The 15,364-nt window shown below is 64.8% G+C and carries 13 protein-coding genes; 3 read left to right on the top strand and 10 right to left on the bottom strand.

What is annotated here, in order from left to right; translation table 11 throughout:
• Positions 1-74 precede the first annotated feature (74 nt).
• The 7 genes from AAG813_RS11320 to AAG813_RS11290 all read right to left on the bottom strand — a co-directional run bounded on the left by AAG813_RS11320 (position 75) and on the right by AAG813_RS11290 (position 9,091).
• The gene (locus AAG813_RS11320; protein ID WP_341914954.1) at positions 75-848 is read right to left on the bottom strand and encodes a type III pantothenate kinase; all 774 of its coding nucleotides are present in this window, start codon (positions 846-848) and stop codon (positions 75-77) included.
• A gap of 65 nt (positions 849-913) precedes the next feature.
• On the bottom strand, positions 914-2,359 hold the full coding sequence (locus AAG813_RS11315; protein WP_341914952.1) for an amidase: 1,446 nt from the start codon (positions 2,357-2,359) through the stop codon (positions 914-916).
• 41 nt (positions 2,360-2,400) lie between these two features.
• Positions 2,401-3,900, bottom strand: coding sequence for a M81 family metallopeptidase (locus tag AAG813_RS11310; protein WP_341915082.1), 1,500 nt, complete (start codon positions 3,898-3,900; stop codon positions 2,401-2,403).
• 5 nt (positions 3,901-3,905) lie between these two features.
• Positions 3,906-5,552 carry an ABC transporter ATP-binding protein gene (locus AAG813_RS11305; protein WP_341914949.1) on the bottom strand — a complete coding sequence of 549 codons (1,647 nt, stop codon included), beginning with the start codon at positions 5,550-5,552 and terminating at the stop codon, positions 3,906-3,908.
• Positions 5,549-6,436, bottom strand: coding sequence for an ABC transporter permease (locus AAG813_RS11300; protein ID WP_341914947.1), 888 nt, complete (start codon positions 6,434-6,436; stop codon positions 5,549-5,551). Before AAG813_RS11300 ends, AAG813_RS11305 begins: the two co-directional genes overlap by 4 nt.
• Positions 6,436-7,389: an ABC transporter permease gene (locus AAG813_RS11295; RefSeq protein ID WP_341914945.1), complete on the bottom strand. Its 954-nt coding sequence runs from the start codon at positions 7,387-7,389 to the stop codon at positions 6,436-6,438. The genes AAG813_RS11300 and AAG813_RS11295 overlap by 1 nt, the downstream gene beginning before the upstream one ends.
• Positions 7,390-7,507: 118 nt before the next feature.
• Entirely contained in the window at positions 7,508-9,091 is a 1,584-nt protein-coding gene (locus AAG813_RS11290; protein ID WP_341914943.1) for an ABC transporter substrate-binding protein, read from the bottom strand.
• Between the two features lie 99 nt (positions 9,092-9,190).
• On the opposite strand from AAG813_RS11290, the gene AAG813_RS11285 reads away from it, so the two are divergent.
• Positions 9,191-9,502: an amidase family protein gene (locus AAG813_RS11285; RefSeq protein ID WP_341914941.1), complete on the top strand. Its 312-nt coding sequence runs from the start codon at positions 9,191-9,193 to the stop codon at positions 9,500-9,502.
• On the opposite strand, the gene AAG813_RS11280 is transcribed toward AAG813_RS11285, so the two are convergent.
• Positions 9,472-10,146 carry a helix-turn-helix transcriptional regulator gene (locus AAG813_RS11280; protein WP_341914939.1) on the bottom strand — a complete coding sequence of 225 codons (675 nt, stop codon included), beginning with the start codon at positions 10,144-10,146 and terminating at the stop codon, positions 9,472-9,474. The genes AAG813_RS11285 and AAG813_RS11280 overlap by 31 nt on opposite strands.
• 51 nt (positions 10,147-10,197) lie before the next feature.
• Between AAG813_RS11280 and AAG813_RS11275 the strand changes: the two genes are divergently transcribed.
• On the top strand, positions 10,198-11,535 hold the full coding sequence (locus AAG813_RS11275) for a HAMP domain-containing sensor histidine kinase (protein ID WP_341914937.1): 1,338 nt from the start codon (positions 10,198-10,200) through the stop codon (positions 11,533-11,535).
• Between the two features lie 20 nt (positions 11,536-11,555).
• Complete coding sequence (locus tag AAG813_RS11270; RefSeq protein WP_341914934.1) at positions 11,556-12,533, top strand: response regulator; 978 nt, start codon at positions 11,556-11,558, stop codon at positions 12,531-12,533.
• Positions 12,534-12,566: 33 nt separating this feature from the next.
• On the opposite strand, the gene cqsA is transcribed toward AAG813_RS11270, so the two are convergent.
• Both cqsA and AAG813_RS11260 read right to left on the bottom strand, forming a co-directional pair.
• Positions 12,567-13,826, bottom strand: a complete 1,260-nt coding sequence (gene cqsA / locus AAG813_RS11265; RefSeq protein ID WP_341914932.1) for an alpha-hydroxyketone-type quorum-sensing autoinducer synthase — start codon at positions 13,824-13,826, stop codon at positions 12,567-12,569.
• A gap of 141 nt (positions 13,827-13,967) precedes the next feature.
• Positions 13,968-15,284 carry an acetylornithine deacetylase/succinyl-diaminopimelate desuccinylase family protein gene (locus tag AAG813_RS11260; RefSeq protein WP_341914930.1) on the bottom strand — a complete coding sequence of 439 codons (1,317 nt, stop codon included), beginning with the start codon at positions 15,282-15,284 and terminating at the stop codon, positions 13,968-13,970.
• Between the last annotated feature and the right edge of the window lie 80 nt (positions 15,285-15,364).

The raw sequence follows: 15,364 nt of genomic DNA, 5'->3' as shown, positions 1-15,364 counted from the left end.
TCAGTGTTTCAGGGCTTCAGCCCTTGCGGGACAAGCGACGTCAGCTATTTAATTGATAGCAACCGGCATCACGATCAGGCGGAGACGGCAAAACGCTGCGCGGCGATTTCGAGCAGGCCGTCGAAAATCAGGCTTTCGACCAGCTCCACCTTGACCGACATGCTGGGCGCCATCTTCCAGCCCGCGCCGCCGGTCATGATGCATTCGGGCGCCTCGCCGCAATGCCGGGTGGTGTTTTCCACCATGCGCTGCACGGCGCCGGCAATCGCAAAGGTGCCGCCGCTGGTGAGCGCATCGCTGGTGTTGGTGGGGAAGTCTTTCACCTCGCCCGTGGGCACATGCAGACCGGCCGTGCCGGACTCGAGCGCCCGCAGCATGATGCCGTGGCCCGGCAGGATGATGCCGCCGAGGAATTTGCCGGCAGCGTCGATCGCCTCGACCGTGACCGCCGTGCCCACCATCACCACCACGCAGGGCTTGCGGATGCCGCGGCCCAGAAGCCGGTGCCGCGCGCCTATCATCGCGACCCAGCGGTCGGCGCCCAGACGCGTCGGGTGGTCGTAGCCGTTGGTCACACCGGCCTCCTGGGCGCTGGAAACGACCCAGCGCGGCAGGACATCCCAGTGCTCCATCTGCTCCTCGACGCGGCGCTTGACTGCGTCGCCAGCCACGACGCAGCCCAGGATGTGCGACGGTGTGGACAGCCCGAGCCACTCTTCGTCCGCCAGCTTGTCGATGTTTTCCAGAAACACCGCGCCATGGGCCAGCACGGGCGACCCGACCACCGGGGCCGCGTAATGGGCCCACTTCAGCCGGGTGTTGCCCACGTCGAGTGCTAAAAAAGTCATGCCACCCGATTATGAACAGCTTCTGGGGCCAGGAGCGCCGGCAGGCCTAGAGGTTTTCCAGTAAATCAGGGTGCGACGGCCACCGGCCGCCTGAAGTCAACATCGGCCGGCCGTGCGGCCTCGTAGGCGCGCGAGGCGCGCAGCACCAGCGCGTCCCCAAACATCGGCCCGACAAACTGCAGGCCGATAGGCAAACCATCTGCGGTCAGGCCGCAGGGCACCGTACTGGCCGGCTGCTGGGTCAGGTTGAAGGGGTAGGAAAACGGCGTCCAGCCCAGCATCGCGACCGGGTCCATGGGACTGTGTCCGGCGGGCCGCGCCTCGAAGGCCGGAACGGCCACGCTGGGCGTGACCAGCAGGTCGAAACGCTGCATGAACTGGCGCATGTGCGAGCCCAGCGCGCCGCGTTGCAGATGCAGGCGCTGGATGTCGAGCAGGCTGAACTTTTCGCCGATCAGCGCCTCGGCGCGAAAGTCGGGGTCGGTCAGCGCTTGCTGCGCGGGCGTGAGGGTGTTCCACACGGTCCAGGCGCCGGCAAACCACAGGCCGGTGGTGATTTCCAGCGGGTCCTCAAAACCCGGATCGACCTGTTCAACCAACGCGCCGAGGTCGGCCAGCAGCGCCACGGCACGGGCCACAGACTGCGCGACTTCGGGATCCACATTGCGCGCATAACCCAGCGCCGGTGACCAGGCGATGCGCAAGCCGCGGATGCCGTCTTCCAGCCCGGACAGGTAGTCGCTTCTATCGGGGGGCAGCGAGGTCCAGTCCCGGGCATCCGGCTTTTTGAGCACGTTCATCATCAGCGCCGCGTCAGACACGCAGCGGCTGTGCGGGCCCAGGTGCGCGACCGAACCGAACGGCGACAGTGGGTAGGCCGGCACCCGGCCAAAGCTGGGCTTGAGGCCGAAGTTGCCACAGAAGGCCGCGGGGATGCGCACCGAGCCGGCGCCGTCGGTGCCTATGGCCAGCGGCCCCATGCCGGACGCCACCGCCGCCGCCGCGCCGCCGGAGGAGCCACCCGGGGTCTTGCTGACATCCCAGGGGTTGCGCGTGATGCCGGTGCGCGGTGAATTGGTCTCACCCTTGCAGCCAAACTCGGGCGTGGTGGTTTTGCCGAGAATCACCGCCCCGGCTTCGCGCAGCCGCGCGGTGGCCGGTGCATCCACCTCCCAGGGCTGGCTGGCGTCCACCGTGTGGCTGCCGCGCAGGGTGGGCATGCCGCGGGTCAGAATCAGGTCCTTGATGGACACCGGCACACCGTCGAGCTCGCCACAGGGCGCACCACCCAGGCGAAACTTTTGCCAGCGCGCCTCGCTGTCGCGCGCGCTTTGCAGCGCGGACTCCTGCGCCACCAGGCAAAAGGCGTTGAGGGCGGGGTTGAGCGCGTCAATACGCGCCAGCACGGCGCGGGTGGCTTCGACCGGCGAGGCCTGGCCGCTGCGGTACAGCTGCAGCAGTTCGGTCGCCGTGCAGTCGGCCAGACCGGGCAAGGTGGGGGAAGGGCTCATCAGCTACTCCAGTCGTTGCTTGGTCCGGACGACCCCGTGCCTCAAGGGCGGCGCCGGATCGAGTCGGGCAGGTTTTTCCAGGGCAGATCGGCCGGGTCCGCCGCCATCGGCCCCGCGGCTTTTGCAATCAGGATGTCGGTCGCCGCATTTTCCACCAGCGGCGTGAAGTCCGCGCGGAAGTGGTTGGAGCTTTTGACGACGATTATTTTCATGAGCTCGGGCGTGATCCCGACCATGCGGAACAGCTCGCGGTCCAGCATCTGCATCTGCCCGCTGGCCACCGCCACCAGGATGCCGTCAACCTCCAGGCAGGCACAGGGACCGAGGTTCGCCGTGTGCCCGGTCATCATCAGGCCCTTGAGCGTGACCGTGCCATCGCTGACAGCGCGCACCCTGAACTGGCTCTGTACCGGCGGGTCGCTGTGTTGACCGGTGAAGGTTGGCACCGCCGTCCCCAGGGTGATCGAAAGGGTCGCCCCCACCCCGGCAGCGGCGGCGGCCTGAGCAGCCCGCGGGTCAAACATCAGCCCCAGCGCAATCTGGCCGGGAAATTTTTTCCCGGCGCCCTGTTGTAGCAGCGCATGCAACAGGCCGGTGGTGTTGCTGTCGCCGCCGGCGCCGGGGTTGTCCTGGGTATCGGCAATGACCAGCGGTTTGCCCGCCCGCTCCGCCCGCGCCAGCGATTGCGCGACAGCGTCACGGGCAGAAAGAAATTCAAGGGTCCACTGTGTCGGTTCTGCCACCAGGGCAAACAGCCGATCCACCGCTTGGGCCGCATGTTCGCCATGCGCCCAGACCATGGGTCCGCATTCAGCAAAGTCGGACGCCGGAAAAGCCATGCAAAAACTCAGGCAGGTGCCGAAGTCGCGGTCCAGCTCTGGCAAGGCATCGTAGAGGTCTGCCGCGGGCTGCATCCAGGTGCTCTGTGCGTTCAACGGAATCAGGAAAGGCAGACGCCGGTAGTGCAGCGGCTCCTTGCGACCCAGCTGGACGCGACGTGCCAGCAGTTGCGCCGCCAGTTCGCCGGTCGCGGCCATGTCGATGTGAGGGTAGGTCCGGTAGGAGACCAGCGCATCGGCCTGCTGCAACATGCGCTGCGTCACATTGGCATGCAGGTCCAGGCTGGCGACGATGGGAATGTCCTGGCCCACCAGTTGGCGGATGCGCGTGATCAGCTCGCCTTCGGTGTCGTCCACATGTTCTGCCACGCCGGCCCCGTGCAGGTCCAGGTAAACCGCGTCGAAGCCGCCCCGGCCCACATCGGACAGCACGGCCGCGCTGATGCGCTCGAACGCATCCCGCGTCACATAGGACGAAGGCGATGCGCCGCACCAGCTGCTGGGCACCAGTTGCCAGCCCCGGGTTTTTGCAGCATCGATGAAGCCCCCCGCCGGCAGATTGACGCCGGTGAGCCTGTCCAGCATCGCCTGGCCATGGATAAAGGCAGGGAAATCATCGCCCCGGTTGAACGCCGCCCAGTCGGCCTTGCTGGGCGCAAAGGTGTTGGTTTCATGCTGGTAACCAGCGACGAGGACTTTCAGGCTTTTCAAAATATCGCTCCGGGCGCCGCCGCGAACAGCCTACGTGTGTAGTCGTGTTGCGGTTGCGCATACAAGGCGGTGGTCAGGCCCTCTTCCACAATTTCGCCCTGGTGCATGACGATCACCCGGTCGCACAGCTGCGCCGCCACGCGCAGGTCGTGCGTGATGAACAGCATGCCCAGGCCCAGCTCGGTCTGGATCTCGCGCAGCAGTTTCAGGATTTGAGCCTGCACACTCACGTCGAGGGCGCTGACCGCTTCGTCGGCCACCAGCACACGCGGCCGGCAGGCCAGCGCGCGGGCAATCGCGATGCGCTGGCGCTGCCCGCCCGAGAACTGGCTGGGGTAACGCTGCAGGCCTTCGGCGGGCAACCGGACCTTGTCCATCAAACTGGCAGCCAGCGCCATGGCTTCTGCGCGGGTAGCTCCGAAATTCATAGCGCCTTCGATGATGGAATCACCGACCTTGCGGCGCGGGTTGAGCGAGCGGTTCGGGTCCTGGAACACCACCTGCACCTGGCTGCGCAAGGGCCGGAGCCGGCCTTCGCTGAACCGGGCCACGTCGAGCAGGGCATCGTCCGCGCCGCCGGGGATCTGGCGCCACAGGACCTGGCCACCGGTCGGGTCGATCAGCCGGATCAGGCAGCGCGCCAGCGTCGACTTGCCCGACCCCGACTCGCCGACAATGCCGACGGTTTCACCGGCCGACACGGCCACCGACGCCGCCTTCAGCGCATGGGTCAGCCGGCTGCGGCCCAGCCAGTCGCGGGCGCTGTAGGTTTTGCTGACCTCCTGGCCGCGCAGCAGCGGCGCACCTTGCGGCGCCGGCCGGGCCGGCGGCGGCGTCATGCTGGGCACAGCCGCGAGCAGCATCTTGGTGTAGTCGGCCTGCGGCGACTGCAGCACCGCATCACGCGTGCCGTATTCGACCGCCCGGCCCTGGTGCATGACCAGCACCTCGTCGGCGATCTCGGCCACCACCCCCATGTCGTGCGTGATGAAGAGCACGGCACAGCGATGGCCACCTGACAGGTCCGCCTGCAGTTCCTCGATCAGCCGGAGGATTTCCTTCTGGGTGGTGACGTCGAGCGCCGTGGTCGGTTCATCGCAGATCAGCAGGGCCGGCTGCAAGATGACGGCCATGGCAATCACGATGCGCTGGCGCTGCCCGCCGGAGAGCTGGTGCGGGTAGCTGCGCACCATGCGTTCGGGCTCTGGCAGCTTGACGCGCCGCAGAATGGCCAGCACCGCTTCGCTGCGGCGTTTGGCACCCCAATCGGTGTGCTGTTGCAACAGCTCGTCGATCTGGTCGCCGCAGGTCATGACCGGGTTCAGCGCGGTCATCGGCTCCTGGAACACCATGCCCATCGCCTGGCCGCGCAATGCGCGCAAACGCTGGTCCGAAGCTTCCAGCAGCGACTCACCCTGCAGCACGATGCGGCCCGGGCCGGGCCGGAGCTCGCGGGCCAGCAGCCCCATCACGGCCGTGGCCATGACTGATTTTCCGGAACCCGATTCGCCGACCACACACAGGGTTTTGCCGGGATGGATGCTCAGGCTGATGTCTTCCACCGCGTAGGGCCGGTCACTGCCCGGCGGCAGGGCGACGTGCAACTTGTCAATGACCAGAACTGGCGAGCTGTTCTCGATCATGAAGTGCGCTTTGAAAATTTCGGATCCAGCACATCGCGCAGACCGTCGCCCAGCAGGTTGATGGCCAGCACGGTGGGTACCAGGAACAGCGCGGGAAACAGCACATTGCCCGGGTACTGGGTGAACTGCACCCGGCCCTCGGCCATGATGTTGCCCCAGGTCGGAATGTCGGCCGGCAGGCCCAGGCCCAGGAAACTCAAAATGGCTTCGGTCAGCACGGCGGAGGCCGCGACAAAAGTGCCCTGGACGATCAGCGGCGCCATGGCATTGGGCAAAATGTGCCGCCACAGAATCACCGGCGTCGGCGTGGCCAGCGCCCGCGCGGCCTCCACAAACGGCTCCTCGCGCAGGGTCAGCACCATCGCCCGCACCAGGCGAGTGACGCGCGGAATTTCGGGAATGGCAATCGCCACCACCACCGTCCACAGCTGCGCGCCCAAAGCCGCCACCAGCGCAATCGCAAGCAGGATCGCCGGTATCGCCATCAGCCCGTCCATGAAACGCATCAGCACGGCATCCACGGCCCGAAAATAACCGGCCAGCATGCCCAGCAGCGCACCCACACCAATCGCCACCGCCGCGGTGAAGGCCGCCACCAGCAGCGAGGTGCGCGTGCCGTACAACACGCGGCTGAAAATGTCGCGGCCGAAGTTGTCGGCGCCCATCCAGAAGGTGTGTTTGACCACCGTGCCGTCGAGCTGCGCAAACTCGCCGCGCACCCCGGCGGCAGTGTTGATATGCGCCGAGTCCATGGCCGCCGGGTCCACCGTGCCGAGCAGGGGCGCCAGCGCGGCCAGCGCCAGCAGTACGCCCAGCACCAGCACGCCGAAGCGGAAAGCGCTGTTGCGCCAGAGCCGCTGGGAAAGAAGTTGCCAGAACTGCATCAGTAGCGGATCCTCGGGTCCAGAAACAGGTAACTCACGTCCACCAGCAGGTTGACCCCGACGTACAGCAGGCTGAAAAACAGCACCAGCCCCTGGATCACCGGGAAGTCGCGGTTCAGCACGGCGTCCACCGTCAACGAGCCGAGTCCGGGAATGGAGTACACCGTTTCGGTGACCACCACACCGCCTATCAGCAGCGCGACGCCGATGCCGATCACGGTGACGATGGGCACCGCCGCATTGGCCAGCGCATGGCGCACCAGCACGGCCGATTCGGCCAGGCCCTTGGCCCGTGCCGTGCGGATGTAGTCCTCGGTCAGCGCCTCCGACACGCTGGCGCGCGTGACGCGCGCAATCAACGCCACGTAAATCATGGCCAGCGTGAGCCAGGGCAAGGCCAGCTGGCGCGCCCAGGCCCAGACGCCCTGCCCGTCGCTGCCGAACAGCCGGCGGTAGCCCTGCACGGGGAACCATTCGAGTTGCACCGCAAAGATGTAAATCAGCAGATAACCGGTGACGAACACCGGAATCGAAAACCCGGCCACCGAAAAGCCCGACAACACCCGGTCCAGCCAGCCCCCCATGCGCCAGGCGGCGATGGTGCCCAGCGGCACCGCCACCAGCACCGCCAGCACAAGCGTTCCCACGGCCAGGCTGAGCGTCGGCTCCAGCCGCTGGGCAATCAGCTCGGTGACGGGTTTGTTCAGGTAGAAGGAATAACCCAGATCCCCCTGCAGCACATGGCTGAACCAGATCCAGAACTGGGTCAGCAGGGGTTTACTCAGGCCCAGGGTCTCGCGGATCTTCTCGATGTCCTCGTTGGTCGAGTTGTTGCCAGCGATCACGGCGGCCGGATCACCGGGTGTCAGCCGCAGGATCAGGAACACCACGACGGCCACGACCAGCAACACGGGGATGGTCGCCAACAGGCGCTGCAGCAGGAATCTCAGCATGTAGATTTGTCGCCGGACTGTACATTGATTGCCATGCCGGACCTGATCCGGCATCCATGACGCGCGAGCCTGGAGTGCGGGTCAAGCCCGCAATGACAATTCAACCAACAGCACCCGCTTAGTTTTTCTTGATGTTCCAGTACACCTGCGCACCGCCTGGAACGAGCCCGCTGATGTTGCTGCGCAAAGCCGCCGGGTTGTTGTATTGCCCAAGATGCACGTGGGTGGCAGTCTCGATCGCACGCAACTGCAGCTGCTCGGCGAGTTTCTTCTTCTCGGCCTCGGTGCCGGCCTGGGCGAACTTGACCTTGAGATCTTCGATGACCTTGTCATCCTGCCAGCCAAACCAGCCCTTGTCGCCGGTGGCGTTGAGCATGGCCATGGTCAGCGGGTTCTGGATGTCGCCGGCGGTCCAGGCCGTCATGAAGGCGTTCCAGCCGCCCTTGTCCGGTGCATCTTTCTTGGCGCGGCGGGCCAGCAGCGTGGCCCAGTCGGACTGCTGCATGTCCACCTTGAAGCCGGCAGCTTCGAGCTGCTGCTTGGCCACCAGCGGCAACTTGGCAATCGAGGCCAGGTCGGTCGGTCGCATCAGCACGATGGGTTCACCCTTGTAACCGGCCTCGGCCAGCATCTGCTTGGCCTTGGCCGGGTTGGCCATGCCGGTGTAGATGCCGGTGTTGTCGCTGGCATAAGGCGTGCCGCAGGGGAACATGCTCTTGCAGAACTTGTACATGCCGGGCGCGCCGACCTGCGTTTTCAGGAAGGCCTCCTGGCCCATGGCCACCATGGCCGCCTGGCGGATCTTCACGTTGTCAAACGGTGCGTGCAGGTGGTTGAAGCGGAAGATGTACTGCAGGCCGGCCGGCTGGGCATCCACAATCTGCACGTCCTTGGCGGCCTTCAGCGAGGCGTACTGTTCGAAGGCGGGCTGCTCGATGATGTCGACCTCGCCGGCAATCAGGGCATTGAACTGCGTCTGCGGATCACGGATGATGATCCACTCGACGCGGTCCAGGTACACCACCTTGCCGCCGGTGGTGCCGTCCGGCGCTTCGGCGCGGGGCTTGTACTTGTCGTTCTTGACGTAGACCAGCTTCTCGCCCGGCTTGTACTCGGCAGCGACGAACTTGTAGGGGCCGGAGCCGATGTTTTCCTTGATCTGCTCGCTGCCGGGTGTGGCCGCGATGCGGGCGGGCATGATGAAAGGCACGTTCGACGAGGGTTTGCCCAGCGCCTCGAGCATCACGCCAAAGGGCTGGTTGAACTTGATGACAAAGGTCTTGGCATTGGGGGTTTCGTAGCTCGCCAGGCTCTTGGCCATGACACCGCCGAAACTGTCGCGGCTGGCCCAGCGCTTGAGCGAGGCCACCACGTCTTCGCTGGTGACGGGTTTGCCATCGTGGAACTCCAGGCCGTCACGCAGCGTGAAAGTCCAGACCTTGTTGTCCTTGGAAGCGCTCCAGGTGTCCACCATCTGCGGCTTGACCTTGCCGGCCAGGTCGGTTCCGAACAGCGTGTCATAAATCATGTAGCCGTGATTGCGGGTCACAAACGCGGTGGTCCAGATCGGGTCCAGGATGGTGATGTTCGAATGCGGCACGACCTTGAGCGTTTTTGCCTGGGCCTGGGCCGCGGGCGGCAACAGCAAACCGGAAACCAGGGCTACCGAAGCAGCCAGGGTGAAAAGGGAGCGACGTTTCATGACGATTTTTCCTTGGCAACAAGAGTTGGGGACAGTCAGGCAGCAATCACAAGGCTGCTTTGTAATGTAACCACACTTGTGATGCAATATTCAAGCCATATGAAAAACAGCGCACAGCCCGGCAACCCCATCACCGCCCGGTCCGCCACTGCACTGTCGCGCTGGCCACGCCAGATCAACGGCCACTCCATGGACACCTGCCACCGCTGGATGGAGGCGGTGATCTACGCCCCCTTCGCCGGACTGCCCTGCATCAGCGTGCCCGCGGGCTTCGGCCCGCAAGGCCTGCCGATGGGCCTGCAACTGATCGGCAAACTGCACGGCGACAGGACCGTGCTGCAACTGGCGCAGGCCTATGAAGGTGTGGCGCAGGACATCCTTCAGATCACGCCAAGCCAGCAGGCGCGCTGAATCGCCGACATCTTGTTGTCCACCTTGAGTTTGGCCATGGCATTGGACAGGTGATAGTTCACGGTCCGCTCGGCGCAATGCAGGCGCTCGGCGGTCTGGCGCGCGGTCAGGCCTTCGAAGGCCAGCGCCAGGCATTCGCCCTCGCGCGGACTCAGCGGGCTGCTGGCCTGGGCCAGGGTTCGCTTGAACAAGGGCCAGATATTGAGGGCCGACCAGACCAGCGCCGCCGCCTCGGCGCGGTCGTGGAACTGGCGGGGACTGAAAATGAAACACTCGAAGGCCCGTCCTGAGGGCAGCGGAAATTCGACCCGCACCACACTCTGGAAACCATGGGCCAGCCACAACAGGCGCCAGCGGCTGGTGTTGCCGGCCTCTGCCTTGCCGATGTGCTGCCAGGCCACGAGGGATGCATCCGACTCGCGCCAGGGTGCGCCGAAATCCTCGCTTTCGGCCAGTGCCAGCGCCGCGTCGAAAAAACGCGGCGGATGGACCGCTGCGACGAGCCGGTCCTGCCGCTGGCCAAACGGGTCGGGGCTCAGAACCACCACCGCCTCAACGGAAAATTCGCGCAATGCGGAGATCCAGTCGCTCAACATGCTGTCCAGCGCAAGACTGTCAAAGTTGACAGGGGGACGCTTCGTCATTCGTGCTCCGGAACTGTGACAATGTATTGTGATATGTTCGAAAAATTAAGCATGACTTCCGAAGTACCCGCCAGGATCAAACAATTGATTCGCACGCTGAGGACAGGTCCCGGCGCATGGGCGCGTGTGTGGGTTGCGCGAATCAGGGCTGAACTGCTCCAGGAGCAGCTGGTTCTCATTTTGCACCCGTCGCGCTGGCGCCTGCGCTGGCTCGGGCTGTTCACGCTGGTCGGACATCCCCTGTTCGGATGGATCTGGGGACAGTGGTTGCCGCAGCCTTATGAAAGTCCCGCGCTTCGCGCTGTCATGGGTACGCTGGGTTTGCTGCTGATCTCGGAGAGCATCACCAATGACCCCTCCAGCAAACTTTCGGCGCGGATTTTTTCCGTCGTTTTCTGGATCCAGCTGCCGGTTTTTTTCAGCTGGATGTATCTTTGCAACAACGGCAACACGGTCTGGCTGGCCAGCTTTTGCGCCATGGTGCTGATTTATTACCATGTGACCGACTGGCGCGCGGCCACCCTGGGAACTGTCAGCGGCGCCCTGCTGGCCTGGGCGCTGTTCCAGGTGTTTGGTCCACCCGTGTCTCCCATGAGCCAGGAGCAGTTTTCCGTCAACGCCGTCGTGATCGGCTTCAGCTGGGCCAGCGCCCTGCTGCTCGGACTGTCGTCGGCCAACCTGCGGCGTGAGCACCTGCAGCACACGTTGACCACCATGGGCATCATGGCGCACGAACTGCGCACGCCACTGGCCACGATGTCGCTGATCGGTGACGCCGTGCGCAATGAAAGCCGGCAGATCAAGGAGCCCGGTGGCGGCCAGCGGCTGGACCAGCTGGTTGTCAGGCTGCACACCCTGGTGCGCAACATGAACCAGCAGATCGACACGCAGATCGCCAACGCACGCCTGCTGCGCCTGCCGACACACCGGGAATCCGTGGCGGCGGCTGCGCTGCTGCGCAATGTGGTCAAGGACTACCCCTATCGCAATTCGCGGGAACGCGAAAGCGTGGTGCTGGTTCTGCGCAAGGATTTTTCCTTCGAGTCGTCCTACCGGCTGTTCGCGCAGGTCATCAACAACCTGCTCAAAAATGCCTTTCGGTCGCTGGCGGCCACCAGCTCGGCCGCCAAACCAGGTGACCTGCGCATCGAAGTCGGGGTGCTCAATGGTTACGGGCGCATCATCGTCACCGACCAGGGCACCGGCATCCCACCGGAATTGCAGGCGCGCATTTTCGAGCCGTTTTTCTCCACCGATCGGGGAACCGGTCACGGCCTGGGACTGGCTTTTTGCCAGCAGGTGGTGGAAAGTGCCGGCGGCACCATCCGGGTGAAATCGGAGCCCGGACGTGGCGCCATTTTCATCATCGAGCTTCCTGTTCTCAGGTAACCCAACCCGTACGCGACCCCATGAGTTTTCCCTTGTTCCATCGCCCGGGCGCCATCGTTTTTCTTGACGATGACCCGGCTTACCTGGAGATGCTGGCGATGGTGCTGCCGCGCCAGTGGCACGTCAAGCTGTTCCTGCGACCGCAGACCTGCATCAATCAGCTGCAGCAGGAGCCACCGCTGTGGGAGGCCGATGCATGGACGCAGCAGGAGATGATCGAGCGCTGGCGTTCCGGCAGCCCGCTGATTCCGCAGATCCTGAATTACTGGGCCAACCATACCGAACGTTTCGGTCTGGCCCGCGTCTGCGTGTTCGACTACGCCATGCCCGGCATGGACGGCCTGCAGGCACTGGGCGAGTTGACGGACTGGCCAGGCGGCCGGGTACTGCTGACCGGGCAGGCCGACGAACATGTGGCGGTGAGCGCCTTCAACCGGGGGCTGATCGACCAGTTCATTGCCAAGCAGACGGTCGACATCTCCCAGCACCTGATCACCGTGATCCAGCGCATGCTGGCCCAGCCGCAAGTCCGCCATTCCCAGATCTGGCGGGCCGCGCTGACCCAGCCCCAGCATGCCTTGCTGCAGGTGCCGTCGGTGGCACGCCAGCTCACCAGTCTGGCCAGCAGCCACTGGGTCGAACATGTGGTCATTGGCCAGCCTTTCGGCATCCTGGGCATGGACGCGGACGGCCGCGTCAGCTGGCTGCAGTTGGAGTCTGCCGCGGGCCTGAGCGACCTGGCGGAGCTGGCAGAGACCCAGGGCCTGAAGGCAGCTGCCGCTGACGACATCCGGGCCGGCCGCCATCTGGTGGACCTCGAGCTTCAGCAAGCCCTCGGGCAACCCGGACCGGCGCGGCTGATTCCGGCGTTTTCCATTGGCCACGAAGGCACGGTGCTGGGCGCCCTGTTCCCGCTCGAGCTGGCTGCCAGTCCGCCGGGATTGACCGGCTACAAGCACTGGCTCAAAAAACACGGCCGGCGCACTGTGCGGGACTAGCCTCCGGGAGGCTCCACAAGCCTGCCAGCAGGCTTAACTGGTCTCCGCCGTCCGCGCCCGACGGGCAATCGGCCAGTCCCACGGCTTGACCAGCGGCGCAATCTCGTACGCGACCGCCTCCACGTGGCTGAGCTCCGCATCGGTCAGCCCCGCATGCAGGGTCAGGCGCACCATGGCCCGGTTGCGGCTGGTCGCCGGGGCACAGAACACCGCGCCAAACACGCCGCGTTCCTCCAGATGGTCGCGCAGCACCATGGTGTCAGGCTCGGTGCCGGCCTCCAGGGAAATGATCTGCTCCGTGCCCTGGTGGATCGGGTAACCCATGTCCGACAGGCTGCCGCGCAGGCGCAGTGTGTGGGCCCGCAGGCGCTGGCGCTGTTCGTCGCGTTTTCCGATCACGGCAAGGGTGGCGCCGAGGCCGGCGATCTCGTGGGGCAGCAGGCAGGAGCTGAAGATGTTGGGGTAGCTGGAACTGAGGATGTAGTAACGCAGCTCGGCGGGCGCCGTGAAAAAACCACCGCGCCCGGCAAAGGCCTTGGCCAGGCTGGCCGTGATGAAATGCACCCGGTCCGTCAAGCCGAGTTCGGCGCACAGCCCGGCGCCGCCGGGTCCATGGGTGCCGAGCGAATGCGATTCGTCCACCAGGATCATGCAGCCGTGGCGCTCGGCCACTTCCACCATCTCGCGCAGGGGACACAAGGCGCCGGTGGTGCTGTACACCGAGTCCACCACCACCACTCCCGGCCCGTGCCGCGATAACACCCGGTCCAGGTGGGCCGGGTCGTTGTGGCGAAACGGGTGCGCCGGTGCGCGTGCCGCATGCGCCCCCTCCCACAGCGACGTGTGCGCCAGCGTGTCGAGGTACACCGGGGTTTGCGGATCGGCAATCGCCTGCAGCAAACCGACGTTGGCCGCATAGCCGGACTGACAGACAAACCCGTCTTCCTTGCCGACCCACTGGGCCAGGTTTTTTTCCAGGGTCCGGGCGGGATGTTCGCCATGCACAAACACGCCGGACTGGATCACGAACTCCCGGTCGTTGCGCAGCGCTGCCACCTGGGCGCTGACGATGTCGGGATGACCGGTCACGCTGAGGTAGTCGTTGCCGTCGAGCCGAACGGCATCGGGACCGGCGGTTCGGCCGTGAAGGACAAACTTGCCACCCCACTGCTGCTGCCAGCGCGGCGTGAATTCACGGGCAATGCGTTGTTGCAGATGCGGAGACAGGCCGGGGTTGACAACCGGCTTTGTTACAAGTGGAGCCGGGGACTGTTCGAGAAGTTGAGCGTGCATGGTGGTTACCTTGTGAAAAAGTACCACCATTGAAAATGAATTTAACAAATTCGGGCTTGCCCCCCCTGTCAACATTGACAGGGGTTACAGCCCGAAAGTCGGATTCCGGTGTAGTGATTGTCCTAAATCACTACCTTGGTATTACTCTGGTGTCGCGTGGCGACCACTGGTCAGGCTTAAAGCGGCTAGCGCCATGATTTTCGCGCTGTCCACCAGCTCCTGGATACCCACATATTCGTCGGGTTGGTGCGCCAGATCGAGAATGCCCGGACCATAGGCGATACAGGCGTCCAGCTTGCCCGTTCGCACAATGTGTTTCTGGTCGTAAGTGCCGGGACTGGAAATGTAGCTGGCTTCGCGGCCCAGCACCCGGGCAATGGCACGTGCCGTCGCCAGCACCACCGGCGCGTCCCTGGGCGTGGCCGTCGGCACAAAACTCATGATGTCCCGGATGCCGTAGTCAAAGCCGGGGCGGCTGCGTTTGAGCTCGTCGAGCATGGCCACAATTTCGGCCTTCACCGCCTCCAGGTTCTCTTCAGCGATGAAGCGGCGATCCAGCACGGCGCGACAGGAATGCGCCACCACCGGTGACGGCAGGTCGCCGGTCGGTCGATTCAGTGCGTCCATGGAGAACAGCTGCTCGACCTGGCCGCCGTGCAGGCTGTTTATGTTGAGTGTGCTGACCCGGGCACCGGGGGGCTCCACCGGTTCGGTCGTATGGCGCCCGGACAGGCGCGGCTGCAGCTGCGTCTCCAGCAGATGGATGAAGGCACTCATGTGGTTGATGGCGCTGTCGCCCAGGAAGGGCATGGAGCCATGGGCAATGCGGCCGCGGGTTTCGACCTCGCCCCACCAGACGCCGCGATGGCCCAGGCAGATGCGGTCCACCCCCAGCGGCTCGGGAATGATCACATGGTGCACGCGCGGTTTCGTGAAATAACCGCGCTCGGCCAGGTGACCCACGCCGGCAAAGCCGCCCGACTCCTCATCGACCGTGCCCGAAATTTCCAGTGCGCCGGCAAACGGCAGGCCTTCTTCAAGAATCGCCTCGCAGGCAATCACGCTGGACGCCAGTCCACCCTTCATGTCGCAGGTGCCGCGGCCGTAGACTTTGCCGTCCCGGACCTCGCCGCCGAAGGGATCGGTGGTCCAGCCGGAACCGGCTTCCACCACATCGATGTGGCTGTTGAAGTGCACACACTCACCGCCGGGCTGGCCTTCGTAGCGGGCCACCACATTGATGCGCGGATGGGAGTTGCGGTCGCCCGGTGCACCGTCGGCCCGGATGTATTCGACGGCAAAGCCGCGTTTTTTCAGCCGCTCGCCTAGCAGGCGGGCACAGGCTTCATAGGCGTCGCCCGGCGGGTTGATGGTGGGAATGCGAACCAGGTCCTGGGTGAGTGCAATCACCTCGTCGCGTTTGGATTCAATGCGTTTGAGCAGGCTGTCATTGTTCATGCAGCCAGTTTATGTGAACCAAGCCCCACTGTCTCGCGGCGGTTCCATGCACGGCTCGGGGACCGCATTTTCCAGCCGGG

Origin of the sequence: Polaromonas sp. YR568 (genome assembly GCF_943371715.1) — a bacterium.
Taxonomy (GTDB): domain Bacteria; phylum Pseudomonadota; class Gammaproteobacteria; order Burkholderiales; family Burkholderiaceae_C; genus Polaromonas.
This window is presented reverse-complemented; position numbering and strand designations above follow the sequence as displayed.

Bases quoted from the DNA above. Each gene is read 5' to 3' on its own strand.
- AAG813_RS11320 (WP_341914954.1), bottom strand. From the start codon at position 848: ATGACTTTTTTAGCACTCGACGTGGGCAACACCCGGCTGAAGTGGGCC.
- AAG813_RS11315 (WP_341914952.1), bottom strand. From the start codon at position 2,359: ATGAGCCCTTCCCCCACCTTGCCCGGTCTGGCCGACTGCACGGCGACC.
- AAG813_RS11305 (WP_341914949.1), bottom strand. From the start codon at position 5,552: ATGATCGAGAACAGCTCGCCAGTTCTGGTCATTGACAAGTTGCACGTC.
- AAG813_RS11300 (WP_341914947.1), bottom strand. From the start codon at position 6,436: ATGCAGTTCTGGCAACTTCTTTCCCAGCGGCTCTGGCGCAACAGCGCT.
- AAG813_RS11295 (WP_341914945.1), bottom strand. From the start codon at position 7,389: ATGCTGAGATTCCTGCTGCAGCGCCTGTTGGCGACCATCCCCGTGTTG.
- AAG813_RS11290 (WP_341914943.1), bottom strand. From the start codon at position 9,091: ATGAAACGTCGCTCCCTTTTCACCCTGGCTGCTTCGGTAGCCCTGGTT.
- AAG813_RS11285 (WP_341914941.1), top strand. From the start codon at position 9,191: ATGAAAAACAGCGCACAGCCCGGCAACCCCATCACCGCCCGGTCCGCC.
- AAG813_RS11280 (WP_341914939.1), bottom strand. From the start codon at position 10,146: ATGACGAAGCGTCCCCCTGTCAACTTTGACAGTCTTGCGCTGGACAGC.
- AAG813_RS11275 (WP_341914937.1), top strand. From the start codon at position 10,198: ATGACTTCCGAAGTACCCGCCAGGATCAAACAATTGATTCGCACGCTG.
- AAG813_RS11270 (WP_341914934.1), top strand. From the start codon at position 11,556: ATGAGTTTTCCCTTGTTCCATCGCCCGGGCGCCATCGTTTTTCTTGAC.
- cqsA (WP_341914932.1), bottom strand. From the start codon at position 13,826: ATGCACGCTCAACTTCTCGAACAGTCCCCGGCTCCACTTGTAACAAAG.
- AAG813_RS11260 (WP_341914930.1), bottom strand. From the start codon at position 15,284: ATGAACAATGACAGCCTGCTCAAACGCATTGAATCCAAACGCGACGAG.